Raw genomic sequence first — 25751 nt, 5'->3', positions numbered from 1 at the left:
GTGGCGGCTGATGCGGATGGCGCGGCCGTCCGGGCCGCTGCTGGCGACGGCCGCGCTGGTGACCCTCGTCGCCGCCGCGGGCACGCTGGTGTTCCCTATGCTCACCAAGGGCATGGTCGACAAACTCTCCAGCGGCACGCTGGATCCGTCCAGCGTGATGGCGCTGGCAGCGGTGATGGTCGGCGTCGCGGTGGCCTCCGCGTTGTCGGCCTTCCTGCTGAACCGCGTCGGCTACGACATGATCGCCGTGCTGCGCGCCATGCTGGTCGACAAGCTGCTGAAGTTGCCGGTGGCCTCGTTCGACGAGGAAAGCACCGGCGAGCGCGTCAGCCGCGTGCTCAACGACTGCCAGCTGATCTCCGAGCTGGCGACGCGGCAGGCCGCCAACCTGCTCAGCGGCGCGCTGATGCTCTTCGGCGCGATCATCGTCCTGCTGTTCCTCGATGCGCGGCTCACGCTGACGATGCTCGGCTGCGTGGTCGCGGCGTTCGCGGTCGTGATCCCGCTGATCACCGTGCTGGAGAAGCTGGCGCGAAGCATCCAGGACCGCACGGCGCGGCTGGGCGGCATCCTCACTCACGTGCTGTCGGAGATCCGCCTGGTGAAGGCGTTCTCGGCCGAGGCGCGCGAACGCGAGCGCAGCCGGCGCGAGATCCAGGACATCCGCCGGCTGGGCATCCAGGTGGCGAAGGTCAGCTCGGTGCTGGCGCCGCTCACCAGCCTGTCGCTGACCGCGGCGATCCTGGTGATCCTCGTCTACGGCAGCTCGCGGGTCAGCGACGGCAGCATCACCATCGGCACGCTCACGGCCTTCATTCTCTACATCGTGAACGTCGCCGTGCCGATGATCCAGCTGACCACGTTCCTCGAGGAACTGCAGAAGGCGCGTGGCGCGTCCGCGCGCATCGCCGCGCTGCTGGTGCACGCCGAAGAACCCGCCGGCGGCGATGCGCTGCCGGACACGCACGAGGCGCTGGAATTCCGCAACGTGGCCTTCCGCTACCCGGGCCGCGACACCACCGTGCTGCACGGCATCGACCTGACCTTCCAGCCCGGCACCACCACCGCGCTGGTCGGCGCCAGCGGCAACGGCAAGACCACCGTGCTCTCGCTGATCCTCCGCTTCTACGCGCCCAGCGGCGGCAGCATCGTCTACGGCGGCCGCCCGATCGACGAATACGCGCTGTCCGCCTGGCGCGAGCGCATCGGCTACGTGGCGCAGAGCGCGCCGATCATGCCGGGCACCGTGCGCGACAACATCCTCTATGGCCTGAGCGGCGAATATTCCGACGAACAGGTGCACATGGCCGCGGAGAAGGCCGGCGCGCTGGCGTTCATCCGGCAGATGCCGCAGGGCCTGGACACGATCCTCAGCGAGCAGGGCGCGAACCTCTCGGGCGGGCAGCGCCAGCGCATCGCGATCGCGCGCATGTTCCTGCGCAACCCCGACATCCTGATCCTCGACGAAGCCACGTCGAGCCTGGACAGCGAGACCGAGCACCAGGTGAAGCTGGCGCTGGACGCGCTGATGCAGGGGCGCACGAACATCGTGGTCGCGCACCGGCTGTCCACGATCATCCACGCCGAGCGCATCTATTTCCTCGACGGCGGCCGCGTCTCCGGCGACGGCAACCACGAGGAGCTGCTGCAGTCGAACGCGCACTACGCGCGTCTGGTCGCACGCCAGTTCCGCAACCCGGTCCGCGAGGCCGCGGAAGACCGCGTGCTCGAAGCCGACGCGGTGTGAGGCGCGCGGCACCGACCGTCGCCCCGGATGCCGCGGGGTGATGGCGCTTTTTTTTCCGACATTCCAGGAAAGGACATCCACATGAGCATGCGCGATGCGCTACAGGACGTGGCGGGACGCAGGATCCTTGCCCAGGCGAAGCCGCAGACCCCGTCGCTGGTCTGGGCGAGCGAACACCGGGACGAGGTGCAGGACCTCCTGCGCGACCAGGGCGCGCTGCTGATCCGCGGCCTGCGCTTCCACGGCACCAAGCAGTTCGGCCAGTTCCTCGAAGCCGTCTTCGGCAACGACCTGGCCGAGTACACCTACCGCTCCACGCCGCGCACGAAGCTGGGCGGCAACGTCTACACCGCGACCGAATACCATCCCAGCGAGACGATCCCGCAACACAACGAATCCGCCTACGCGAACGTGTGGCCGCTGCAGATCGGCTTTTTCTGCATGGTGCCGCCCGGTCCCGGCCTCGGCGGCGCCACGCCGCTGGCCGACAGCCGCGAAGTGCTGTCGCGGCTGCCGGCGGACCTCGTCGAGAAATTCGAGACGAGGCAACTGCAGTACGTGCGCAACTACGGCAACGTCGACCTGCCGTGGAGCGAGGTGTTCCAGACCGAGGATCGCGACGAGGTCGAGGCGTTCTGCAAGGCGCACGACATCGCGTTCGAATGGACCGCCGACAACGGCCTGCGCACGCGGCAGGTGACGCCCGCCACCGAGGTGCACCCGGTCACCGGCGAGAAGATCTGGTTCAACCAGGCGCATCTGTTCCACGTCTCGGGCCTGGCCGACGACGTCGTGCGCGACATGCTGTCGGTGTATCGCGAGGAAGAGCTGCCGCGCAACGTCTACTTCGGCGACGGCTCGCCGATCGACGTCGCCGACCTGGACATCATCCGCGCCGTCTACGACGAGGTGAAGTTCCACTTCGACTGGCAGAAGGACGATGTCGTCCTGCTCGACAACATGCTGTACACGCACGGCCGGCAGCCGTTCTCCGGTCCGCGCAAGATCCTGGTCGGCATGGGCAGGACCCATGGGCGCGCCTGACGAGCGCGCCATCGTGTTGCTGCGTTCGGCGGTGTCGTGCCTTGCATGCGCGACCCTGCTGGTCGCGTGCGACACGCCCGTGGCGACAGCGCCCGTGGCGACCGCGGTCGCGCCCGGGCTCGCGGTGGAAGTGGTGTCGCCGCGCGTGCAGGCCGTGCCGCGCGAGGTGCGCGCCTCCGGCACGGTCGCGGCGTGGGAGGAAATCGGCATCGGCGCGGAGGTGTCCGGTCTGCGCGTGACCGAGGTCGCGGTGGAAGTCGGCGACACCGTGCGTCGCGGCGACGTGCTGATCCGTCTCGATGCGCGCACGCAGCGCGCGAGGGTCGCGCAGGCCGAGGCCGCGCTGGCGCAGGCGCAGGCGAGCGCGACGGTCGCGGGCAAGCGCGCGAAGCGTACGCGTGAACTCGCCTCGCACGACTTCGTCTCGCGCCAGGATGCCGACCAGGCCGAATCCGAGGCGATCGGTGCCGAAGCGCAGCTGCGCACGCTGCGCGCCGCGCTGGACGCCGCGCGGGTCGAACTCGGCTTCACCGAGATCCGCGCGCCGCAGGACGGCACCGTGTCCGCGCGCAGCGTGCAGCCGGGGCAGGTGACCGGCGCGTCGGAAGACCTGCTGAAACTGATCCGCGATGGTCGCCTCGAATGGCGCGCCGAAGTCACCGGCGCCGATCTGGCCCGGATCGCGCCGGGCATGCCCGTGCGCCTTGCCGGCGCGGACGGCACGCCGATCGAAGGTCGCGTGCGCAAGGTCGCGCCGGGCATCGATGCGCGCCGCATGACCGGCCTGGTCTATGCCGACCTGCCGCAGCCCGGATCGCTGCGCGCCGGCATGTTCAACGCCGGCCGCATCGTGCTGGGCGAGGCGCCGGGACTGGTGATCCCCGGCAACGCCGTGGTCCGTCGCGATGGTCGCGCCTACGCCTACGTGGTCGACGCCGGCGGCCATGCGCGCGAGCGCACGATCCGCACCGCCGGCAGCGTCGGCACCGGCATCGATGTCGACGACGGCTTGCACATCGGCGATCGCGTCGTCGCCCGCGGCGCCGGGTTCCTCAACGACGGCGACCTCGTGCGCGTGGTCGCGCCCGGCGCAGGCGGTGCCGTGAAGCCGGTGCCGGCGGCGCGCTGACATGAACTTTTCCGCGTGGTCGATCCGCCGGCCGCTGCCCGCGATCCTCGTCTTCGTCCTGCTGGTCGGCGCGGGCGTGCTCGGTTTCCTGCGGTTCCCGATCTCCGAATTCCCCGACCTCAGCGTGCCGGTCGTCACCGTGAGCGTGGGGCTGCCCGGCGCATCGCCGAGCACGCTGGAGACGCAGGTCACGCGGCGGATCGAGGACGCGCTGGCCGGCCTGCCGCACGTCGACGAGATGCGCTCCACGGTGAACGAGGGCGTGTCGATCACGTCGGTCAAGTTCGAGCTCGACCGCGACGGCAACGTCGCCAAGGACGACGTGCGCGACGCGGTCGACCGCATCCGCGCCGACCTGCCGAAGGAGATCGAGGCGCCGGTCGTGGCGCTGGCGAGCGTCGACGGCGAGGACATCGTCACCTTCGCCGTCGCCGCCGACGGCATGGACGACGAGGCGCTGAGCTGGTTCATCGACGACACCATCGGCAAGCGCCTGTTCGGCCTGCCCGGCGTCGGTGCGATGCACCGCATCGGCGGCTTCGATCGTGAAGTGCGCGTCGATGTCCGCCCGGAGGCGCTGCAGGCGCTGGGCGTGAGCCCGGCGACGCTGTCGCAGCAACTGGCGGACCTGCAGCAGGAGCAGCCCGGCGGCCGCACCACGGTCGGCGGCAACGAGCAGGCGGTGCGCACCGTGGGCACGGTGGCCGCGGCGTCCGACCTCGCCGATTTCACGATCTTCACGCCCGACGGCCGCCCGGTGCGACTGTCGGCCATCGCCGACGTGCGCGACGGCACCGCCGAGCCCGTGCAGCGCGCCAGCCTCGACGGCCGGCCGGCGATCGGGTTCGCCGTGCAGCGCACGATCGGATCGAGCGAAGTCGCCGTCGGCAATGCGGTCCGCGCCGAGGTACAGGCGCTCGCGAAGGTATACCCGCGCCTGCGTTTCACCGAGGTCGCGTCGACCACGGCGGAGGCAGAGGCGTCCTATGCGTCGTCGATGGCGATGCTGTGGGAAGGTGCGCTGCTGGCGACGCTGGTGGTGTGGTGGTTCCTGCGCGACTGGCGCGCGACCTTCATCTCGGCGGTCGCGCTGCCGCTGTCGATCATCCCGACCTTCGCCGCGATGCACTGGCTGGGCTTCAGCCTCAACGTGGTCACGCTGCTCGCGCTCGCGGTGGTGGTCGGCATCCTCGTCGACGACGCGATCGTCGAGGTCGAGAACATCGACCGCCACCTGCGCATGGGCAAGCCGCCGCGGGCCGCGGCGCTGGAGGCCGCGGACGAGATCGGGCTGGCGGTCGTCGCCACCTCGTGTGCGCTGGCGGCGGTGTTCGTGCCGGTGGCGTTCATGCCCGGCATCGCCGGCAAGTTCTTCCGCGAATTCGGCTGGACCGCCGCCACCGCGGTGCTGTTCTCGCTGCTGGTCGCGCGCCTGATCACGCCGATGATGGCCGCCTTCCTGCTGAAGGCGACGCCGGCGCCGCGCGAGGACACCGCGATCATGCGCTGGTACCTGCGCTGGGCGGACCGCGCGCTGCGCCACCGCAATCGCACGCTGCTGCTGTCGGCGGCGCTGTTCGTCGCGTCGATCGCGACGGTGCCGCTGCTGGAGACGACGTTCATCCCGCCCGACGACGGCAACCAGAGCAGCATCGTGCTCGAACTGCCGCCGGGCACGTCGCTGCCGGAGACGCAGGCCGTGGCCGAGGACGCGCGGCAGCGCATCGCCTCGATGCCGGGCCTGGCGCACGTGTTCGTGACCGCCGGTGCCGGCAACGGTGACGGCGAGGGCGGGGCGAACGTCGAGGAAGTGCGGCGGGCCACGCTCGCGGTGCAGTGGAAGCCGCATCCCGACCGCACGCTGCAATCGCTGGAGGCCGACGTGCGCCGGCGCCTCGCCGACCTGCCCGGCGTGCGCGTCGGCTTCCAGGGCAGCGAGGCGGGACGTTCGCTGCAACTGGTGCTCGCCGGCGACGACGCGGCGACGCTCGCCCGCGCCTCGCGCGAGGTCGAACGCGCGATCCGGCAGCAGCCCGGGCTGGGCGCCGTCACCTCGACCGCCGCGCTGGTGCGGCCCGAGATCATCGTGCGTCCCGATGCCGCGCGCGCCGCGGACCTCGGCGTGTCCACGGCCGACATCGCCGCCGCCGCGCGCGTTGCCACCCGCGGCGACTACGCGCAGTTCCTCGCCAAGCTCAACCTGCCCGAACGCCAGGTGCCGATCCGCGTGCAGCTCGCCGGCGGCGCGCTGTCCGATCCCGAACTGCTCGCGCAACTGCGCGTGCCCACGGTGTCGGGCGATGCCGTGCCGCTGTCGGCGGTCGCGACCATCGAGGCCGGCAGCGGGCCGTCGCAGATCGACCGCTTCGGCCGCGCGCGCAACGTCACCATCACCGTCGATCTCGGCGGCCGGCCGATGGGCGAGGTCGAGGACGCCATCCACGCGCTGCCGGCGCTGCGCGACCTGCCGCCGGGCGTGTCGCTGCAGCGGGCCGGAAACGCCAAGGTGTTCGTCGAGATGATGCTCGGTTTCGTCGTCGCGATGTTCACCGGCATCTTCTGCGTATACGCGGTGTTGCTGCTGCTGTTCAACCACGTCGGCCAGCCGGTCACCATCCTGGTCGCGGTGCCGCTGGCGGCGACCGGCGCGGTCGCGGCGCTGCTGGTCACCGGCACCGACATTTCGCTGCCGGTGCTGATCGGCCTGATCATGCTGATCGGCATCGCGGTGAAGAACTCGATCCTGCTCGTCGACTACGCGGTGATCGCGCGCGACCGGCTCGGCATGGGCCGGCACGAGGCGCTGCTGGATGCCTGCCGCAAGCGCGCGCGGCCGGTGCTGATGACCACGCTCGCGATGGGCGCGGGCATGGCGCCCATCGCGCTCGGGTTCGCCGCCGATTCGGGCTTCCGTGCGCCCATGGCGATCGCGGTGATCGGCGGGTTGATCTCGTCGACGGCGTTGAGCCTGGTCGTGGTGCCGGCGGCGTTCACGCTCGTCGACGATGTCGAACAACGGCTGCTGCGGCGGTTCCGTCGCGCGCCTGCGGCAGCCGCCCCGGCGGCGGTCGCGCCGGGCGACTCGCCGCGCATGCCGGCGTGACTCAGGCGTCGTGTTCGTCCTCTTCGTCCGCCTGCCACAGTTCGATCGGATTGCCTTCCGGATCGTGCAGGCGTGCGAAACGCCCGACGCCCGGCATGTCCCATTCCGGTTTGGTGATCACGGTGATGCCGGCCGCGACCAGCTTCGCGCACAGGGCGTCGAGATCGTCGACGCGCAGATTGAGCATCCACGCATGGTCCGCCGCGAAATAGTCCGTATCGGCCGCGAACGGCGCGAAAACGCTCGGGCCCGCCTGCGTCTCCCACGTGCCGTAGGGCGTGGAGCCCACGCCGAGATGTTCGGCATACCAATTGCGAATCGCCTCGGGATTCTTCGAACGAAAGAAAAAACCGCCGATTCCGGTCACGCCCATCCTGTTCTCCCCCGACGCTTCGACACCGAAGCTGCCCGGATCAATACCATGCGGTGCAGGGCCGCGCAACGCGCGGGGCGGGGCCTGTCGCCGGTCCCGGCGCCGCGGTTGCGACGGCGGCTGACGGGCATCGTCGTCCGCATCGTCGCCGCCGATTCTGACAGTCCGGTTGCCGTCGCATGACGACCCTGGCGCCCATCCTCGTGCTGCTGCAGGGCGGCCATGCGTCGCCCCTCGACCTTGGCGGCCGGGGCCTCGCGGTCTGCGTGCTGCGCGTGGACGAAGGCGATCCCGCGCTGTCCACGCTGCCCGGCATGGCCCGGGACGCGCTCGCGCGATTGCCGGCGGACCCGTCCGGCGCGGGATTCGCACTGGCGGCGCTGGGCACGTGCGCGTCGATGTTCGCGCAGGCGCTGGCGCTGGAACTGCTTGGACGCGATCGCCGGGTGACCTGCGTCGCGCTGGTGCCCGATGCGGCGCTGCCGGCCGTGGATGCGCCTGCGGACGACGACCGGCTCGTCGCCGCCTGCGCCGCGTGGACGCCGCCGGAACCCGCGATGCTGCCGGTGCAGCGCTGCCCGGCAGCGAGCGTCGATGTCGCGGACTGGATCGTGCGCACCATGCGCGCCGCACCGATGCCGCCACCACCGCCCGCGGCCATGGCGCTGCCGCTGAAGATCGGCGGGCCGCAGCGTGCGCCGATCGTGTGCGTTCCCGGCGCCGGCGCGAGCGTGGTCTCGTTGCTGGATCTCGCGCAGGCCGCGCATCCGCAGGCGACCGTGTACGGCCTGCAGCCGCGCGGCATCGACGGCCTCGCGCCGCCGTGCACCACGGTGGAAACGGCGGCCGACGCCGTCGCCGCGGAGATCGCGCAGGCCCTGCCGCACGGACCGTTGCGCCTCGTCGGCCATTCGTTCGGCGGCTGGATCGCGTTCGAGGCCGCGCTGCGCCTGCGCGCGGCCGGCCGCACGATCGTCAGCCTGGATCTGCTGGATTCGCGGCCGCCGGACGCCGCGCACGACCATCGCGAGTGGGACGATCTGGCGGTGCTGGTGCACTGGATGACGCTGATCGAACTGTCGGCCGAGCGGCGGCTGGGCATCGACGCCGAGACGCTGCATGCGCTGCCGGCACCGGCGCGCCTGCGTCGCGTCCATCAGGGCATGCGCGACGCCGGACTGCTGCCGCCGCGCTCGGAGCCGGCGTCGATCGTCGGTGCGCTGCGCATGTTCGCGGCCTGCATGCGCACACGCTACGTGCCGTCGGGCACGTACGATGGCGCGCTGCGCGTGGTGCACCTGCGCAATCCGGCGCTGGATGCCGACGGCAACGATCGCGCGGCGCTGGCGCGTCACGCCGGCTGGTCGCGGCATGCGCTGCGTGTGCAACTGCTCTGCGGCGAGGGCAATCACATGACTGGCATCCGCGGCGATCACGCGCGGGCGCTGGCGGAGCGCCTGGGGTTGAGCGCGTGATCGCGGATTGCCGTCAGCGCCCGGGTCGCCGCATCGCGATCCGGCGTCAGCGCGCGACCGGCACCAGGAATTCGCAGACGCGGGCCGGGTGCGCCACCATCCGCTTGTCGTCGGACGAGAACGCGCTGTCGCCGGACGGGTAATCCGTCGGCGCATCTTCCGGCGGACACAGGGTCAGCGCGCTGCCGTCGGACTTCACCGACGCGAGCGCGCCGCCGTGCCAGTCGGTGATCGCGCCGCCGTAGTCCCAGTCGAAGCCGAGGAACTCGAACGGCTTGCCGTTGCGCTTCTGCAGTTCGGCGGTGGTCGTGCCGATGCCGATGCCGTCGGCGCGCCGCCAGACGGTCTCCTCGGCGAACACGCGCAGCGCGGTGGGATGCGCGTTCGCATCGTCGAGGAAGACCTCGACGCGGCGCGTCGGATCGTCCGGATACAGCACCCAGCCGGGGAAGGTTTCGCCCTCGGCGCCGTCGAGCGTTTCGGCGACGACGTTGCCCGCGCCCAGTCGTGCCTGCGCCGTCGCCAGCGTGTCGTCCGTGCGCAGCAGCGATTCAAGCGCGGGCGTCGATGCGGACGTCGCCTGCGCAGCGGGTTGCGCAGGTGGCTGCGGCGCAGTTGCGGGCGACGCGGCCGGAGCGGGTGTCGTCGCTGCCGGGGGCGCGGCGGGTGCGGGCGGCGGCGCCTCGGGCGCCTGGCAGGCGGTCAGCGCCCACATCGTCGCCAGCATCACGCAGGCCATCGGTTTCGTCTGCATCGCGGTGGTCTCCGGAGAAAATCGATGCGACCCGATCGCATGCGCCATGCGTCGGGTGTCGTCGAAGGAGCATAGCCCGGATCGCGCTGGCCGATGTCTCGTCGCCCCACGGGAGGGCGGCCGGCGATCGACGCGGCGCGATCCCGGCTCAGGTGTCGGCGACGACGCTCGCGATCAGGAATTCCGGCGCGTCGGCGAAGCCCATGAACTGGCCCATGACGCCCTGCACGGTGTCGCCGGGCATGTCCTCCGCCGTGAAGCCCGCGAGGTCGGGGATGTCGAACACCTCGACGTAATCGCAGCTCGGCGCGCCTTCGCCCAGCAGCAGCCCGTCGATCCGGTAGGTCGTGAACCGCTGCACGCGCTGCAAGCCGCCCATGGTCGGATGATCGACCGTCCGTACCCACTGCTCGAAATCCGCGGGCGTCACGCCGGCTTTCAGACGGTAGCGAAGAATCAGCGAACTCATGGAAACGCCTCCGGGTAGGTGGAATCGGTGTGGCAGATCGATCTGCGAACCCAACGTCGTTTCCAGCCCGGGGCGGACAGCGGCTCGGGTTCGCTCATGCGCTTCCAGATCCTGTCGATCGGGATCGACGCACCCCGACGATCACCAACGCCATGCCGACCACGAGCGCGACGGCGCCGATCACCAGCATCTCCCGCCCGGAGAACGCGATGCATGCCCCGCCGGTGACGGCCGGGCACAACTGGAAATACGTGTGGGGATCGAACGGATCGCGCCCGACGGACGTGATGAGCAGCGTGCCCGCGGCATGGGCCGCGACACCGAGTATCGGCAGCGGGAGCAGGAGGAAGGCGAGGGCGGTCAGGCGTGCGTGGCAACTGGAAGTTCCCGATGGTCCGTCGATCAGCCCAGCATCGTAGGGTGGGCCCTTGGCCCACCATCACGACATTTCCGCCTCTGTGCGACTTCTGCGAAGCCTGTTCCAACCACAGGGCGCCGGCGCATCCGGTCGGGCAAAGTGGTGGGCCAAGGGCCCACCCTACGCGCTTGAAAACTATGTGGCCGAGAAAATCGAGACATCCATCCGGGGAAGAATGCCCTTGATGTCCTTGATCTTTTTCTCGAGAAATTCTAGGTCGAACTTCGTGTTGCCTTTGAGGATTGTTTGGTCAAGTCGGAACGAAATCGACGTGCGGTCATTTCTTTCGTCCGAGGTCAGAGGTCCTCTTTCGACCAGCACGCCTTTGATGAAGCAATAGCGGGCTGAGCATCCGGAAAACGATGTGGTGACAGTCATTCTGTCACTCAGTGCGTTCAATGCCATCAATCCTATTTCGCATAGTTCGTCGCCGGCCTTCAAGTGGCGCTTCCGGTTGTGGCAGCCTGCGAGGACACTCAGGAAGATCAGGGGTGTTTGGTCCGCGTCTCCTGCCTCCGGGTCGATCGGCATGCCGGCGTCGTATTCGATCTCTACATCTTGGCCGTCGATCCTGATTTCGACCCGCGAGCATTCGCCATCCATAGCGCAATCCGCTGCATGGCACAGCGCCTGCATCAGGAGCCGGGCAGGAAGAGAAGGGTCTTGCATGTCGCCGACGTACATGGCGGGACGACGGCGCACGGCTTCCAAGGCTGTCAATACCTCGATTTCCCCGGCGTCGTAGCTTTGATCTTCAGTCATTTCGGTTTGGGTGCATTGATGCGTTCGATGGCGATTTTCTCGGGATTAGAATGAGCTTCCGATTGCTTCGCCAGTCAACAGCGCCATCTCGCCACGCCACCTTCGATGTGGATGAGGAGTTCCATTATCGCGTCCCCGCCGTCCGAGGGAACAAGCTTCAGTCCCGGGGCTTCGATGGCCTCCCATGCGTCCGACCATGCGTCCATTTCTCCTGCCTCAAGAAGTCGCGATTCCTCCCGGAAAAGCGCTTCGACTTCCGCGAACCCGGGCGCAGGCGTGAAAAGGCCTGCATGCCACGGAAAGTCAAAAAGTTCGGCTCTCGGTTCGATCCGGCCGAGCAGGCAGTCTCCTCTGTACAGCTCAATCATGGCGTTGTTCACGTAAGTCATGGTTTGCAGAGGGCTGTGTGGCGCACGGTGCGATCAAGGAGGCATAGGCGGAATCGCCAATGGCGATTCCGCCAGCAAGGTGTGTAGTCCGATTCGACCGGTTTCTCACTCCTCCTCATGCCTCGGCTTGTAAGCCTCCACCAGCTTCGCCTGCACCTGCGGGGGCACCGGTTCGTAGTGGCTGAAGTCGAGTGAGTAGCGGCCGCGGCCGGCGGTGATCGACTTGAGTTCGGCGGCGTAGCCTTCGAGTTCGGACAGCGGGACCTGGGCCTTCACCACGATCTCGCCGCCGCGCAGCGCATCGGTGCCGCTGATGCGGGCGCGCTTGGCCGACAGGCCGCCGCTGATGTCGCCCATGTGCGCTTCTGGGGCGGCGACTTCGAGATCGACGATCGGTTCCAGCACCTGCGGGCGGGCCTTGAGGATGGCGTCGAGGAAGGCCTTCTTGCCGGCGGCGATGAACGCCACTTCCTTGCTGTCGACGGGGTGGTGCTTGCCGTCGTACACGATCACGCGCACGTCCTGCATCGGGTAGCCGGCGACGGCGCCGCCGGTCAGCACCTGGCGCACGCCTTTCTCGACCGCGGGCAGGAACTGGCCGGGGATGGTGCCGCCCTTCACTTCGTCGACGAACTCGAAGCCGCTGCCGCGGGGCAGGGGTTCGATGCGCAGGAACACTTCGCCGAACTGGCCGGCGCCGCCGGTCTGCTTCTTGTGGCGATGATGCCCTTCGGCATTTGCGGCGATCGTTTCGCGGAAGGCGATGCGCGGCGGGCGCGTCGTCACGTCCACGGCGAAGCGGTCTTTCAGCCGCTGCAGGTTGATGCGCAGGTGAAGGTCGGACAGGCCGCGGATCACGGTTTCATTGGTCTCGACCTCGTGCTCGACGTGGAAGCAGGGATCTTCCTCGGCCAGCTTGTGCAGCGCGATCGCGAGTTTCTGTTCGTGGCCCTTGCTCGCCGCTTCGACCGCGAGGCCGAACATCGGCTTCGGGAATTCCAGCGGCGCGAGGTGGATCTGGTCCTCGTCGTGGCTGTCGTGCAGCACGGCGTCGAAATGCAGGTCGTCGACCTTCGCCACCGCAGCGATGTCGCCGGGAATCGCGTGATCGACCTCGACGTGGTCCTTGCCCTTCATCTTGAACAGATGACCGACCTTGAACGGCTTGCGGCCGTCGTCGACGAACAACTGCGTGTCCTTCTTCACCGTGCCCTGGTAGACGCGGAAGATGCCGAGCTTGCCGACGAAGGGATCGTTGACGATGCGGAACACGTCGGCGATGACGTGCGCGGCGGGATCGGGCATGGCGGTGATGGATTCGGCGGCGTCGCCGGTGCCCTTCACGAACGGCGGCGGGTTGGCTTCGCCCGGATGCGGGAACAGTTTCTCGGCAATGTCGAGCAGTTCCTTCACGCCGGCGCCGGTGCGCGCGGACACGAAGCACACGGGCAAGAGGTGGCCTTCGCGCAGACATTGCTCGAACGCATCGTGCAGCTCCTGGCCGGCGAGGTCTTCCTCGCCCACTTCGAGGAAGTGGTCCATCACCTGCTCGTTGATCTCGACCACCTGGTCGATGATGCGCTGGTGCCACTCGGCGACGGGGCCGAGGTCGCTGTCGCCGGCCGGCGTGCCGAAGCAGTCGACGACGGCGGTGCCGCCGTTCGCGGGCAGGTTGAGCGGCAGCACTTCGTTGCCGAAGGTCTCGCGCAGCTCGTCGAGCAGGGCGCGGAGATCGGCGCCGTCGTGGTCGATCTTGTTGACGACGATGACGCGGCAGAGGCGGCGGGCCTGCGCGTATTCCATCATGCGTCGGGTGCCGTAGCCGATGCCGGTGTCGGCATCGACCACCACGGCGACGGTCTCCACCGCCGCGAGCGCGGACAGGGTGGGGCCGCGGAAATCGGGATACCCGGGGGTATCGATCAAATTGACGTGGATGCCGGAGTGATCCGTGCTGGCGATGGCGGCGTCGATGGAGTGGCCGCGTTCCTTCTCGATCGGATCGAAGTCGGACACGGTGGTGCCGCGTTCGATGGTGCCTGCCGTCTGGACGGCGCCGCCGGCATGCAGCAGGGCTTCGAAGAGCGTGGTTTTGCCGGCGCCGGGGTGGCCTGCGAGGGCCACATTGCGGATTTGTGCTGTGCTGTAGGACATGAGCGACGCTCCTTTCGCGAAGGCGGTGAAGGAATGCCGTCATGGCTGTCCGCGGTGGGAGCCCGGCCTTCCGAGCGGTGCTCGGCGGGCGGTCATGGCGGGGCGCCTGTGGGCGCCCGACAAGGATCGGAAGTTCGTCGACGCGGGTCAAGCCGCGCCGCGGCACGAGTGCGAGGCTGAATTGATCCGGATCAATCGTCGCGGGCGATCGCGGCAGCGATCACGGTGACGATCATCGCGCGCCTCGTCTCGTGCGCGAGACGCTGGCTCATGCGCGCCGTGTGCGCGAGAACGCCCACGCGCGGCCGTGGCCGGCGGCGAAGGCGAGATGGATCCACGTCATCGCGAACGGTTCGAGCCAGCGCGCGGCCTGCAGCGGGCCGGCATCCACCGCGTCGAAGCCCATGCGTGCGACCAGCGCGAGCACGATCGCGCGCGCGTCGGCATTGTCGGACGCGACGGGCATGAACACCGGCGCGTCGAGCGCGCGCGGGTCGGCCATGTTCTCGGCGCCGGTGACGTTGAAGCACTTCACGACGCGGGCGTTGGCGGCGCGTGCTGCGATCTGCTCGCCGGCCGAGCTGGTGGTGCCCACGGTCAGCCCCGACAGCCCGGGCGCCAGCGGATTGGTGGCGTCGACGAGGATGCGGCCCTGCCAGTCCGGCACGACGGCGGCGATCTCCAGCGCGGCGGCGTAAGGCACGGCGAGGATGACGAGGTCGGCGCCGTCGATGGCGTCGGCGACGCTGCCGACCTCCGCGCCAAGCGCGGCGGCGAGGTCGCGATGCTTGCCGGGATCGGGCACGCCGAAGCGCACGCGTTCGCCGAGCGCGACGAGGTTGCGGGCGAGGGCTGCGCCGACGTTGCCGGCGCCGAGGATGGCGATGGGACGGGAAGCGGTGGTCATGGCGGAAGTCCGTGTCGTGGAAGGAAGGTGTTCGCCAGCGCCGGCATCACCAGCGCAGGAAAGGCATCGGGCGGAGCGGATGGCGCAGCCACCAGCCGCGGGCGCGGGCGAGGAGGAAACGGTGGAAGCCGGCGTTCGGGAACGCCGCCGAGAGCCGGCGCAGGAACGCGCGCGGCACCCCGGCGCGCACGGCGCCGAGCGAGAAGTCGACCAGGTCCGCACGTCGCAGCACCTCGACCAGCGGCGTCGCGGGGTCGCGCCACGGGCGGAGCCGATGGTGCAGGCCGATCATCAGCCGGATCTCGTCCGTCCACGATGCCAGATCGTGGCGCGCGAGCCAGGCCGCGGCTTCGGCCTCGGACGGCGGCAGGTAGTCGACGGTCTGCGCCGACCACAGCCCGAGGTCGTGGAAGGCGAGGGCGATGGCCAGCTTGTGTCGCTCCTCGTCGCTGCACCGCCGCAATTGCAGGCAGACGTTGAAGACGCGGTAGACGTGGCCGCGGTAGCCGTCGAAGGCCGGCCCGATCGCGTCGCGCCATTCGCCGAGGATGGCGTCGATCGTCGGTTCGTCGACGACGATCGCTGCTTCGACGATGGTGGCCGGCGTCGGCGCGGCCGTGCTCACCGGCCCAACGCCTCGACCACGAGGCGCGCGGTCTCGGCGCCGGAGAAGTTCTGCTGGCCGGTGATCAGGTTCCCGTCGCGCACCGCGAAGTTGCGCCACGCGCCCGCCTGCAGGTAGTTCGCGCCGAGGCCGCGCAGCGCGTCCTCGATCCGCCACGGCATCACGTGGCGATCGCGCGGCAGCAGGCCGGCGTCCCGCACGGCCTGGTCGGCGGCGTCTTCCTCGATGTTCGCGAAACCGGTGACGGTGCGGCCCTTCGCGATCAGTTCGCCGTCGGCGCCGCGGGTGTAGCGCAAGATCGCGGTGCCGTGGCAGAGCGCGGCGGCGATCTTGCCGGCGTCGTGGAAGGCGGCGAACGTCGCGTGCAGGTCGGTCGCAGCCTCGAACGAGAACATCGGCGACTGGCCGCCGGCGACGAGGATCGCGTCGAAGGCGGCGACGTCGATGTCGGCGACGCGGCCGGTCGTATCGAGCAGGGCCCGCAGCTCGGGTGTGTGCAGGAAGCCGCGGCTGATCAGGTCGTGGCCGCTGTAGCCGCTGGCGTCCTCGGGATCGCTCATGGCGTCGGCCTCGACGCGGCCGCCGTCGGGGCTGAACAGGACGACCTCGTAGCCGGCTTCGGCGAACACGAGCCACGGGTGGCTGAGTTCGCTCCACCAGAACCCGACCGGCCAGCCGGTGGTGGTGGAGACGGCCGGGTTGGCCAGCACCAGCGCGATGCGGCGGCGGGCGGGGGCGGACGGGGAGGCATGCGGCATGGGGGTGCTCCGGAAGGGACGAGGCGTGCAGGATCACGGTTGCCGGTTTCCGGATAAATCCGGATCATCAAGACCTTCCGTTGCCGGAAAAGACAACAATGGAACTGTCCCGCCTGCGTGCCTTCGTCACCGTGGTCCAGAGCGGCAGCTTCACCCGCGCCGCCGACCTGCTGCGTACCCAGAAGGCGCGGGTCAGCCGGCAGATCGGCGAACTCGAGGCCGAACTTGGCGTTCGTCTGCTGGAGCGCACCACCCGCGCGCTGCGCCTGACCGAGATCGGCCGCGAGGTGCATGCGCGGGCGGTGGGCATCCTCGCCGCCGTCGAGGACACCGAACGCGTCGCGCAGGCGTCCCGAGGCGAGCCGCAGGGCCTGCTGCGGGTGACCATGCCGATGGAGTTCGGCTTGCTCGGCGGTTTCGCGTGGGTGCGCACGCTGCTGGCGCGGCATCCGGCGCTCTCGATCGAGGTCGACAGCAGCACGCGCATCGTCGATCTCGTGCACGAAGGCTTCGACCTGGCGATCCGGGTCGGGCCGCTGCAGGATTCGCGGCTGGCGGCGCGGCGGCTCGGCACGCTGCGCTACGGCCTGTACGCCGCGCCGTCGTACCTGCGCGAACGCGGCGCGCCGGACGATCCCGCTGCGCTGGCCGGGCACGTCGCCGTCGCCTTCGCGCCGGGCGGGCGCGTGGCGCCGATGCGGCTGCGCGGGCCGGCGGGCGAGCGTGTCGACATCGACATGCCGCCGCGGCTGCGCGTCGACAGCCGCTTCGCCCAGCGCGACGCCGCGCTCGAAGGCCTGGGCATCGCCGATCTGCTCGAATCGATCGCCGCCGCCGACATCGCTGCCGGCCGGCTGGTGCCGGTGCTGCCGGCGTGGCGCGGCGACGACGTGCCGGTGCACGCGGTGTTCCCCAGCGCGCGCTTCCTGACCCCCAGCGTGCGGGCCTTCATCGAGCACGCGGTGGCGCATTTTCCGGCGTAGACTCGGCCCACCTCACAGGAGCTTCGCCATGGCTTTCAAACGCATCGCCACCGCCCGCTGGGAAGGCGACCTCATGTCCGGCAAGGGCGCGATGAGCACGCCGCAGAGCGGGCTGTTCGCGGACCAGAACTTCTCGTTCAAGACCCGCTTCGGCGACGAGACCGGCACGAACCCCGAGGAACTGCTCGCCGCCGCGCATGCCGGCTGCTTCAGCATGGCGCTGTGCGCCGTGCTCGGCCGCGCCGGCTTCACGCCGACCCGCATCGAGACCCGCGCCGAAGCGACGATGGAACCGGGCATGGACCCGGGCCCGACCGTCACCGGCGTGCACCTGATCGTCGATGCCACGGTGCCGGGCATCGACGCCGCGCAGTTCGAGCAGATCGCCCAGGCGGCGAAAGCCGGCTGCGTGATCTCGCGTGCGCTGGCCGTGCCGGTGACGCTGGAAGCGACGCTGGCCTGAGTTTCCCCGGGCGGCCGCGCGCCGCCCCGACGCCCCCACGTCGACCGCAACCGTGTTCGCCGCGGCGGATGCCGGAGTCCGCATCCGCCGCGGTAGTGGCAGGTGTCGGGCGCGACCGTCGACGGCGCCCATCGCAGAGGGGAGGGCGTCACCATGACAACGCGGAACCACACCCGCCGGGCATTCCGGCTCGTGCTGCTGGCCACGCTGGTCGCATTCCAGTGCGCGGCCGCCGGAGGCGCCCGGCAGGCGCCACGCGCGCAGCCGGAACAGGCCCAGGCGCCCGCGCCGATGCCGCGTGCGATCGTCGTCCACAGCGACGGCACGCTGGCCGGCGGCCTGCCCGGCAGCGGCGGGCAGGGCAAGATCATCAGCCTCAGCAGCACGGACGCCAAGGGCGACTGCCCGGCCGGCGCGACGAAGATCGAACGTTGCTCGGGCGTGTACGCGAATGGCACCAACTGGGAAATCGCGCCCTGCTGCCGGACGGAAACGAACTGACCGCATGCACCGCGACCGGCGCCGTCATGGCGTCGGTCGCGTCGTTCAAAGCGTCTTCGGCACCGCCACGATGTCGTCGCCTTCGACCGCACCCGGCACGAAGGTCGCGATCTTGTCGCGCAGGTCGGCGTACCACGCCAGTTCGATCCGCTCCGGCGGCCCGAACGCGCGCTCGAAGGCATCGATCGTCGCGCCTTCGGCCAGCATCCGCTTGAACGCCGCCGCGTGGCGGCCGCCGTCGCCGTGCAGCAGGAAGTGCACGAGGCTCCAGTACTCGACGTAGTAGAGATTGAGATTGCGCTCGAACGGCGGCGCGTCGACGCCAGTGATCAGCGCGCGCAGCGGGATGATCCGGCCGCGGCGCACGTCGCGATCGAGACTGCCGCTCAGGCCCAGGCCGCCGAGCTTCCACACCGGATAGGTGTCGGGATCGATGCGCCCCGGCAGCAGCGCGCCGTCGCGCAACCGGCTGGTGCCGAAATACGTCGCCAGCCCTTCGTTCGCCCATTTCGCAAGCGTGAAACCCGCGACCTCGGTGTTCAGCTGGTGCGTCGCCTCGTGCAGCATCCAGTGGTAAGGATTGGGCTCGCCTGCCGGAAAGTACGCGTAGCAGGTCGGCCGCCGGTAGTACGCCTCCGCCCACCAGTAGCTGCGGTTGTACGCGCGGAACTGCGCGCGGTTCGCGTACAGCGTGAGCTGCAGTCTGTCGCCGGTCGCGCCTGCTTGCCCCGGCACCGCATCGCGGACGAAAGCCGTGTAGGCGGTGTGCAGCGCTTCGACGGCATCGGCGACCTGTCGGGTCTGCGCGTCGTCGGCGGTCGACGCGATGCGGTAGTGCGCCGTCTCCACCGTGCGCGCGCCGGCCAGCGGCGGTTCGGGCTGTGCCCAGCGACGCGCCCATTCGGCACGCCGCGCCGCCGACTCGCGTTTCTGCGCGACGACGGCGCCGCGTTCGAGCGCGCGTTGTTCGTGGATCCAGTGGCGCCAGTAGAGGCCGATGGCGACGAGGGCGAGCAGCACGATCGCCGTCTTCACCGTGCGACCCCGTGTCACGAAGCGCATGCCTTTCCCGAAGTCTGCCGTGGTGCCGGCATGGTCGCATCGCGATGCGAAGCGTCAAGGCCGACGGCGTCATGCGTCAGGGGCAGGCGTCGCGGACCCGGATCCACTGGTTGTCCTGCGCCGCGCGCGTCCTGGTGCCCGGCAGCACGCAGACGTGGTCGCCCGGGAAGGCATCGCGCCAGACGTAGCCCGGCAGGCAGGTGTCCGGACCGTAGGGGCCACCGTTCGGGCTGCGTCGCGCTCCCGCCTGTGCGTTGTCCTGGCGCGCCTGGTCGCGGATGTCGGGCGTGACGCAGACATGGTCGTTCGGGCCTGCGTCGCGCCAGACGAATCCCGCCACGCAGGTGTCCGGCCCGTAGGCGCAGTTGCGTTCCCCGGTCAGCGGTTGCGACACGCTGCCGGTCGCGCTGCAGCAGTAGACCTTCGACCCCGTCCAGCAACTGCTGCCGCTCGACGAGCCCGCAGGCGGTTGCGCCTGTGTCTCGCCGGCACGGCAGGAACCCGCGCAGAACGGTGCGGTGCCGTCCCATCGGCAGCTCCTGCCGGGCGTCGAACAGCAGTACGCCTTGCTGCCTGTGGTGCAGTTGCCACCGAAGGGGACGTTCTGGTTGACGAAGGGCGGTATCCAGTAGTCCGGGATCCCGCTCATCCGGGTGACTTCCGTTTCGTTGCTGCCGCATGAGCCGTTGCAGAACGGCGGGCTGCCGTCCCAGCGACAGGTCTGTGCGAACAGGGGCGGGGTGCCGGCGAGCGCGAGCAGGCAGAGCAGGGCGAACCTGCGCATGACGTCCTTCATGTCGATCTCCTTGGTGATGCCGCCTTGGTGATGTCGCCCTGGTGATGCCGCATCATGCGGCGGCGCGGCGAGGACGCCGGCGGCGTTCAGTCGTCGGGTCTTGCTGTGGAAGCAACGTCATGGGCTTCCGGAAGCGGACACGGCCGGGGATACCGGCTTCGGCTTCAACTCTCGTCGACGCGCTGCGCCGGGTCGCCGATCTCCAGTCCGCGCAGGATCACGCTGGCCTGGGTGCGGTTGCGGGCGCCGAGCTTCTCGAAGATCGCGCTGAGGTGCGCCTTCACCGTGCGTTCCTGCACGTCGAGGCGGTCGGCGATCTGCTTGTTGAGCAGGCCTTCGGCGACCAGCGCCAGCACGCGGAACTGCTGCGGGGTCAGGCTCGCGAGGCGCGCGGCGAGGTCGGCGTCGTCGGGCGCGGAGCGAGCGCGGGCGACCGCGGGACGCAGCGCCGGCGGCAGCCATTCCTCGCAGGCGAGCACGGCGCGGATCGCGTCGCGCAGTTCCTCCAGTCCGGCGCTCTTGGGGATGTAGCCGGCCGCGCCGTGGTCCAGCGCGCGGCGGATGATCTGCGGGTCCTCGTTCGCCGAGACCAGCGCCACCGCGACCGCGGGGAACTGCGCGCGGATCGCGGCGAGGCCGGCGAGGCCGTGGTTGCCGGGCATGTGCAGGTCCAGCAGCACCAGATCGATGTCGGGCCGCGCCTCCAGCGTGGCGAGGACTTCGTCGAGCGATGCCGCCTCGCAGGTCGTCACGCCTTCCGCGGCCTCGACCGCCGCGCCGCGCAGGGCGGCCCGGAAGAGGGGGTGGTCGTCGGCGATGAGCAACTGCGGCATGGACACGGATACGGCGGGTGATCCGGTCAAGCCTAACAGGCGCGGTCGACCCCGGGCGTCGCGATGCTGCATTGCCGCACTCGTACCAAAGTACGATGCCCCGGGCCGCCGCGGCTGCTACGTTGGAAAGTCATGACCGCCTTCTCTCTGCGCGCCCTGCCGCGCCCGCCTTCCGCCTCCGTCCGCACCGCGCTGCTCGCCGCGCTGCTCGCCGCGCTGCTCGCGCCCCTGCTGGCCGCCTGCGCCGGCACGTCCGCGCGCGGATCGGCCGCCCATGCCTCTCTTGCCGGAGCCTCCACGATGTTCACCGCCGAGCGCGACACCCTCCACCGCGACGGCGATGATCTGCTGACCGCGGGGCTCGGCCTGGCCGGCCTGCGCAGCCTCGCGCCGCCGCCGTTCGCCGATCCCGCCGCGCCCACGCCGGCGGAACTGCGCCGCCGGGCGATCTGGAGCAACTGGCGCGGCATCGCCGATCTCGCTCCGGGCGGCGGCTACGGCGAGCTGTACGGCAGCACCGCGGCGGTGCCGGGCCGCGAATACGCCGCGCTGGCGCGCCTGCCCGGCGCGCACCAGCCGCATCGCGTGGTCACGCAGGTGCCGGACAGCTTCGACCGCAAGCGTCGCTGCCTGGTGGTCGCGCCGTCGTCGGGTTCGCGCGGGGTGTACGGCGCGATCTCGGTCGCGGGCGCCTGGGGCCTGCCGAAGGGGTGCGCCGTCGCCTACACCGACAAGGGCACCGGCACCGACTATTTCGATCTCGACGCCGGCCTCGGCGTGCGCGCGGACGGCACCGTCGGCGCGGCACAGGACGGCGATCTCGCGTTCGCGCCGCCGACGACCGCGGGCGCGCAGGGCGTCGCGTTCCGCCACGCGCATTCGCAGGACAACCCCGAGGCCGACTGGGGCCGTCACGTGCGCCAGGCGGCCGAGTTCGGCCTGCATGCGCTGGACCGCGCGTTCCCCGACGAAGCGCCGTTCACGTTCGCGAACACGAAGGTGATCGCGGTCGGCATCTCCAACGGCGGCGGCGCGGTGCTGCGCGCGGCCGAGTTGGACGGCGACTGGCTGGACGCGGTCGTCGCCGGCGAGCCCAGCGTGTACGCGGACGCCGCCGGCGCGCGTGCGCTGTACGACTACACCACCGAAGCCGCGCTGCTGATGCCGTGCGCGCTGCTCGGCATGGACAACCTGCCGCAGCCGCCGCTGCAGGCGCAGGCGAAACCGCTGTGGACGCTACAGTGCGCCGCGCTGCGCGCCGCCGGCCTGATCGACGGCGACGACGCGCCGGCGCAGTCGCGCGACGCGCACGCCCGGTTGCGCGCACACGGCTGGACCGAGGAGGCGCTGCGCGCGGGGGCGCTGAGCGTCGGCTTCGACCTGTGGCGCGCCGTCGCCGTCACCTACGCCTCCGCCTACGGCCGCTACGGCGTGGGCGAGCATCCGTGCGGCTTCGCGTTCGCGATGCACGATGCCGCCGGCGCGCCGCGCGCGGCGACGCCCGCCGAACGCGCCGCGTGGTGGAGCGACGCCAGCGGCATTCCGCCGGGCGCCGGCGTCGGCATCATCGACCAGGTGGCGAAGGCCGATCCCGGCCTGACCCGCCTGCGCTGCCTGCGCGACCTGTGGGGCGGGGCGTCGGTCGACGCCGACCGCGTGCGCAAGGGCATCGCCGAGACCCGCGCCGGGCTGCCGCGCGCGGGGCTGCCGGTGACGGTGATCCACGGCGTCGACGACGGCCTGATCCCGATGGCCTTCACCAGTGCGCCGTACGTCGCGCACGCCCGCGCCGCGGGCCGCGACGTGCGCTTCTGGCAGGTGCGGCACGCGCAGCATTTCGACGCCTTCCTCGGCCTGCCGGACTACGGCGCGCGCTACCTGCCGATGCTGCCCTACGTCTACGCCGCGCTCGACCGCACGCTCGCATCGCTGGAAGGCGAGGGCGCGCTGCCGGTCGATGCCACCTTCGACACCGTGCCGCGCGCCGGCAAGCCGCTGGCAGCGGAGCACCTGGCGCTGCACTGAACCGGGGCGGCTTGAGCGCCGCCCCCGTCGTTGGCACGCTGGCGGCATGACCGGCCACCATCCGCTTTCAGGAACACGCGCGTCGCGAAGGGCACTTCTCCTGATCGCGTGGCTGGCGTGCATGGTCGCGGGCTGCGGATCGCCGGAGGCCGTGACGTCGTCCCGCACGGTGGCGGTCACGCCGTCGGTGGCATCGCAGACCGCACCTTCGCCCGCGCCGCTGCCGTTCGCCGACGGGCGCGCGGTCGACGCCGATGCGCTCTTCGCGGCCCTGCGTGCCGAACTGCCCGCCATGGAAGCCGCCGCCGCAGTCCGCGACGACTGGGCTCGGCTGCGCAAGGCGCACGACCTCGCCGACGATCCCGTGCTGTTCGCCGACTTCGTGCGCGTGCGGCTCGCCTTCGAGGCCACGCGGGCCGGCGGGCTGTGGGGACTGGAGTGGCGGATCACCGACCAGGAGCCGCGCTCGGACCGGATCTGGACGCAGTGGCGCGATGTTGTGCCATCGGATCGACTGCCGCTGCACACCGCGATCGCCGAGTGCGACGAGCTGTCTGCGCTGTTCGCCGTGGTCGCGCACGGGCTGGGGCTGTCGTCGCGCTCCCGCGTCGGCCTGTTCTGGCCGGCCGCGAACCACACCGTCGCCGTCTGGGCGTTTCCGGGGGCCGACGGGCGCGAGGTCCGGGTGGTCGTGCCGACCTCGCAGATCTTCCTCGACGGCGCGCAGGGCCTCGATACCCGCGCCTTCGATCCATGGACGCAGCCGCGGCTCTACGACTACCGGCGTGCGGATGCCGCGAACATCCGCCTGCCTGCGGCGCTGGCGCGGCAGTTCGTGGCCGGGGCGCGTCGCAGCGGCACGCTGTCCGTTGCCGCGTTGCAGGCATTGCGCAACCGGCGCGAGTACGATCAGCGGGTGGCCGCCTCCGCCGGCCGGGAGCACTGAAGGCATGATCCGCCGCCATTTCTCGATGCTGCGCGACTTCCACCTGGCCGACTGGCTGACGCTGGCCAACGCGTTCTGCGGGGTGAGCGCGGTGTTCTGCGCGCTGCGCTACATGCAGTCCGGCAACAAGCACGACCTGCTGATCGGTGCGGCGCTGGTGCCGCTGGCCTTCGTGTTCGACGCCCTCGACGGCCGCGTGGCGCGCTGGCGGCAGTCGTCGTCCACGCTGGGCCGCGAGCTGGATTCGCTGGCCGACGTGATCTCCTTCGGCGTGGCGCCGGCGGCGCTGGGCTTCGCGGCCGGCCTGCAGGGATTCTGGGACTGGCTGGTGCTGGGCTACTTCGTCTGCTGCGGCGTCAGCCGGCTGGCGCGCTTCAACATCACCGCCGAGGAAATCGCCGGAGAGAGCGACAAGGTGAAGTATTTCGAGGGCACCCCGATCCCGACCAGTCTCGCGCTGGTGGTGATGCTGGTGATGGCGGTCGACGCCGGGCGCATCGGCCACGATTTCTGGTTCGGCGCATATCGCGCGGCCGGCGGCCTGTTCCACCCGCTGGTGCTGGCCTACGCACTGTCCGGCTCGCTGATGATCAGCAAGACCCTGCGCATTCCGAAGTGGTGAGCGGCGGGTGCCGGGCCGGGCGTTGCATGGCTCGACCAAGGTCTGAAGGCCGACCGATCGGCGGCCGGGTGCGTCGATGATGCACTGCGGCAGCCGTTGCTATGATGGTCGCCTCTGATCGGGAGCGATGCGATGTGGACTGCAGGCGGGGCGGGTGGTCATGGATTCGGATCGGGATCCGGAGCCGGATTCGGCGGCATGCCTGACGTCGGCGCGCTGGCCCAGCAGTACTGGCGGGCGATGACCGACGCGATGCGCATGGCCGGCGGCGGTGCGCCGCAGGACCCCTGGCGCGCCGCGCTCGACGGCTGGACCCGGCTCGCCGGCGGCACGCCCCGCAACGATGTCGCCGACCTCGTCGAACGTTTCTCCTCGCAGGCGCGTCAGTGGTTCGGCGCGATGCAGGGCGTCGCCGAGCAGTTCTCCGGCCGTGCGGCCAGCGCCGGCGACATCGCCGCGGCGTGGAAGCAGGCGATGGGCGGCGGGCAGGCCTTCGGCGGCCTCTTCGACGCGCTCGGCGGCCGCGGCCAGACGGGCTTCGAAGGCTGGTACGCGCAGGTCGCGCCGCTGCTGTCGGCGACGCCGCTGGGCGCGGCCTTCGGTGGCCTTCGCCATGACAGCCTGCAGTGGCTGCAGATGCCGGCGTTCGGGCCGGCACGCGAGCACCAGGAACGCTGGCAGGCGCTCGCCGCGGCGATGCTCGACCTGCAGCAGAAGAACGACGATTACAGCCAGTTGATGCTGGAAGCCGGTCGCGACGCGTTCGAGCGCTTCGAGCGCAAGCTGGCCGAGCGCAGCGAGCCGGGCCGCCAGTTGCAGTCTGCGCGCGCGCTGTTCGACCTGTGGATCGACGCGGCCGAGGAGGCCTACGCCGAGATCGCGCTGTCGCCGCGCTTCCGCCGCGTCTACGGCGATCTGGTCAACGCGCAGATGCGCGTCCGCGCCGGCGTGCAGGGCGAGATTGAGCGCATGGGCAGCCTGTTCGGCCTGCCGGGCCGCACCGAGGTCGACGCCGCGCATCGCCGCATCGCCGAACTCGAACGCCAGGTGCGTCGCCTCGCCGCCGGTCGCACCGCGGCCGAACCGGCGCGTCGCCCGGCCGCCGCTCCGGTCGAACCTGCACCGGAACCCGCAACGCCGCCCGCGCCCGCACGCAAGCCGCGCGTGGCGAAGGCGCCCGCCGTGAAAGCCGTGCCCGACAGGGCGCCGGCCGCGAAGAAAGCCTCGCCCGCCCGGGCCGCGACGAAGAAAACGGCGTCGAAGCGTGCCGTCGCGAAGCCCGCTGCCGTGAAGCCGGCGGCCGCCACCGCGCGTCCGGCGACCCGGCGCGCGCCGCGCCCGGCGATCGCCGCCATCCCGATGCCCGAACCGCTGAAGCCGCTGCCGGCCAAGGCCGCGAAGAGGACGCGCTGA

The 25751-nt window shown here is 70.7% G+C and carries 24 protein-coding genes; 12 read left to right on the top strand and 12 right to left on the bottom strand.

Translation table 11 applies throughout. From position 1 onward, the window contains the following. Window positions 1-16 precede the first annotated feature (16 nt). The 4 genes from ACT53Q_RS10080 to ACT53Q_RS10065 all read left to right on the top strand — a co-directional run bounded on the left by ACT53Q_RS10080 (window position 17) and on the right by ACT53Q_RS10065 (window position 7023). Window positions 17-1747, top strand: a complete 1731-nt coding sequence (locus ACT53Q_RS10080; RefSeq protein ID WP_476186518.1) for an ABC transporter ATP-binding protein — start codon at window positions 17-19, stop codon at window positions 1745-1747. 81 nt (window positions 1748-1828) lie between these two features. Next, window positions 1829-2791, top strand: a complete 963-nt coding sequence (locus tag ACT53Q_RS10075; protein WP_476186517.1) for a TauD/TfdA family dioxygenase — start codon at window positions 1829-1831, stop codon at window positions 2789-2791. Next, on the top strand, window positions 2778-3920 hold the full coding sequence (locus ACT53Q_RS10070; protein WP_476186516.1) for an efflux RND transporter periplasmic adaptor subunit: 1143 nt from the start codon (window positions 2778-2780) through the stop codon (window positions 3918-3920). Before ACT53Q_RS10075 ends, ACT53Q_RS10070 begins: the two co-directional genes overlap by 14 nt. 1 nt (window position 3921) lies before the next feature. Further along, window positions 3922-7023: an efflux RND transporter permease subunit gene (locus ACT53Q_RS10065; protein ID WP_476186515.1), complete on the top strand. Its 3102-nt coding sequence runs from the start codon at window positions 3922-3924 to the stop codon at window positions 7021-7023. Window position 7024: 1 nt separating this feature from the next. On the opposite strand, the gene ACT53Q_RS10060 is transcribed toward ACT53Q_RS10065, so the two are convergent. Next, window positions 7025-7390 carry a VOC family protein gene (locus tag ACT53Q_RS10060; protein WP_476186514.1) on the bottom strand — a complete coding sequence of 122 codons (366 nt, stop codon included), beginning with the start codon at window positions 7388-7390 and terminating at the stop codon, window positions 7025-7027. A gap of 185 nt (window positions 7391-7575) precedes the next feature. Between ACT53Q_RS10060 and ACT53Q_RS10055 the strand changes: the two genes are divergently transcribed. Further along, complete coding sequence (locus ACT53Q_RS10055; RefSeq protein WP_476186513.1) at window positions 7576-8871, top strand: alpha/beta fold hydrolase; 1296 nt, start codon at window positions 7576-7578, stop codon at window positions 8869-8871. A gap of 46 nt (window positions 8872-8917) precedes the next feature. Here the strand turns inward: ACT53Q_RS10055 and ACT53Q_RS10050 are convergent, their stop codons facing one another. From ACT53Q_RS10050 to ACT53Q_RS10015, 8 genes are all read right to left on the bottom strand, one after another. Continuing rightward, window positions 8918-9625, bottom strand: coding sequence for a hypothetical protein (locus tag ACT53Q_RS10050; protein ID WP_476186512.1), 708 nt, complete (start codon window positions 9623-9625; stop codon window positions 8918-8920). 148 nt (window positions 9626-9773) lie between these two features. Beyond that, entirely contained in the window at window positions 9774-10094 is a 321-nt protein-coding gene (locus tag ACT53Q_RS10045; RefSeq protein WP_476186511.1) for a hypothetical protein, read from the bottom strand. Between the two features lie 553 nt (window positions 10095-10647). Next, window positions 10648-11274, bottom strand: a complete 627-nt coding sequence (locus tag ACT53Q_RS10040; protein ID WP_476186510.1) for a hypothetical protein — start codon at window positions 11272-11274, stop codon at window positions 10648-10650. 74 nt (window positions 11275-11348) lie between these two features. Then, a complete protein-coding gene (locus ACT53Q_RS10035) occupies window positions 11349-11642 on the bottom strand; it encodes a hypothetical protein (protein ID WP_476186509.1) in 294 nt (97 codons plus the stop codon). A 126-nt stretch (window positions 11643-11768) separates the two neighbouring features. Then, window positions 11769-13817, bottom strand: coding sequence for an elongation factor G (fusA, locus tag ACT53Q_RS10030; RefSeq protein ID WP_476186508.1), 2049 nt, complete (start codon window positions 13815-13817; stop codon window positions 11769-11771). Window positions 13818-14085: 268 nt separating this feature from the next. Then, on the bottom strand, window positions 14086-14724 hold the full coding sequence (locus ACT53Q_RS10025) for an NADPH-dependent F420 reductase (protein ID WP_476186507.1): 639 nt from the start codon (window positions 14722-14724) through the stop codon (window positions 14086-14088). 46 nt (window positions 14725-14770) lie between these two features. Then, on the bottom strand, window positions 14771-15349 hold the full coding sequence (locus ACT53Q_RS10020) for a hypothetical protein (RefSeq protein WP_476186506.1): 579 nt from the start codon (window positions 15347-15349) through the stop codon (window positions 14771-14773). Next, a complete protein-coding gene (locus tag ACT53Q_RS10015) occupies window positions 15346-16107 on the bottom strand; it encodes a type 1 glutamine amidotransferase domain-containing protein (protein WP_476186505.1) in 762 nt (253 codons plus the stop codon). Before ACT53Q_RS10015 ends, ACT53Q_RS10020 begins: the two co-directional genes overlap by 4 nt. Before the next feature lie 98 nt (window positions 16108-16205). Between ACT53Q_RS10015 and ACT53Q_RS10010 the strand changes: the two genes are divergently transcribed. From ACT53Q_RS10010 to ACT53Q_RS10000, 3 genes are all read left to right on the top strand, one after another. After that, on the top strand, window positions 16206-17090 hold the full coding sequence (locus ACT53Q_RS10010) for a LysR family transcriptional regulator (RefSeq protein WP_476186504.1): 885 nt from the start codon (window positions 16206-16208) through the stop codon (window positions 17088-17090). A gap of 28 nt (window positions 17091-17118) precedes the next feature. Beyond that, on the top strand, window positions 17119-17553 hold the full coding sequence (locus ACT53Q_RS10005) for an OsmC family protein (RefSeq protein ID WP_476186503.1): 435 nt from the start codon (window positions 17119-17121) through the stop codon (window positions 17551-17553). 153 nt (window positions 17554-17706) lie between these two features. Continuing rightward, window positions 17707-18054: a hypothetical protein gene (locus ACT53Q_RS10000; protein ID WP_476186502.1), complete on the top strand. Its 348-nt coding sequence runs from the start codon at window positions 17707-17709 to the stop codon at window positions 18052-18054. A gap of 45 nt (window positions 18055-18099) precedes the next feature. Here the strand turns inward: ACT53Q_RS10000 and ACT53Q_RS09995 are convergent, their stop codons facing one another. From ACT53Q_RS09995 to ACT53Q_RS09985, 3 genes are all read right to left on the bottom strand, one after another. After that, on the bottom strand, window positions 18100-19107 hold the full coding sequence (locus ACT53Q_RS09995; protein WP_476186501.1) for a hypothetical protein: 1008 nt from the start codon (window positions 19105-19107) through the stop codon (window positions 18100-18102). Between the two features lie 85 nt (window positions 19108-19192). Next, on the bottom strand, window positions 19193-19912 hold the full coding sequence (locus ACT53Q_RS09990; RefSeq protein ID WP_476186500.1) for a hypothetical protein: 720 nt from the start codon (window positions 19910-19912) through the stop codon (window positions 19193-19195). Between the two features lie 164 nt (window positions 19913-20076). Then, on the bottom strand, window positions 20077-20745 hold the full coding sequence (locus tag ACT53Q_RS09985) for a response regulator (RefSeq protein ID WP_476186499.1): 669 nt from the start codon (window positions 20743-20745) through the stop codon (window positions 20077-20079). Window positions 20746-20877: 132 nt separating this feature from the next. Between ACT53Q_RS09985 and ACT53Q_RS09980 the strand changes: the two genes are divergently transcribed. From ACT53Q_RS09980 to phaE, 4 genes are all read left to right on the top strand, one after another. Continuing rightward, window positions 20878-22770, top strand: coding sequence for a 3-hydroxybutyrate oligomer hydrolase family protein (locus tag ACT53Q_RS09980; protein WP_476186498.1), 1893 nt, complete (start codon window positions 20878-20880; stop codon window positions 22768-22770). A gap of 46 nt (window positions 22771-22816) precedes the next feature. Further along, complete coding sequence (locus ACT53Q_RS09975; RefSeq protein WP_476186497.1) at window positions 22817-23716, top strand: hypothetical protein; 900 nt, start codon at window positions 22817-22819, stop codon at window positions 23714-23716. 4 nt (window positions 23717-23720) lie between these two features. Next, window positions 23721-24338 carry a CDP-alcohol phosphatidyltransferase family protein gene (locus ACT53Q_RS09970; protein WP_476186496.1) on the top strand — a complete coding sequence of 206 codons (618 nt, stop codon included), beginning with the start codon at window positions 23721-23723 and terminating at the stop codon, window positions 24336-24338. Window positions 24339-24536: 198 nt separating this feature from the next. After that, window positions 24537-25751: a class III poly(R)-hydroxyalkanoic acid synthase subunit PhaE gene (gene phaE, locus ACT53Q_RS09965; protein ID WP_476186495.1), complete on the top strand. Its 1215-nt coding sequence runs from the start codon at window positions 24537-24539 to the stop codon at window positions 25749-25751.

This window comes from Lysobacter sp. DMC97, from assembly GCF_056313745.1.
The sequence above is the reverse complement of the archived record's forward strand: the minus strand, read 5'-3'. Positions and strand labels throughout refer to the sequence as shown.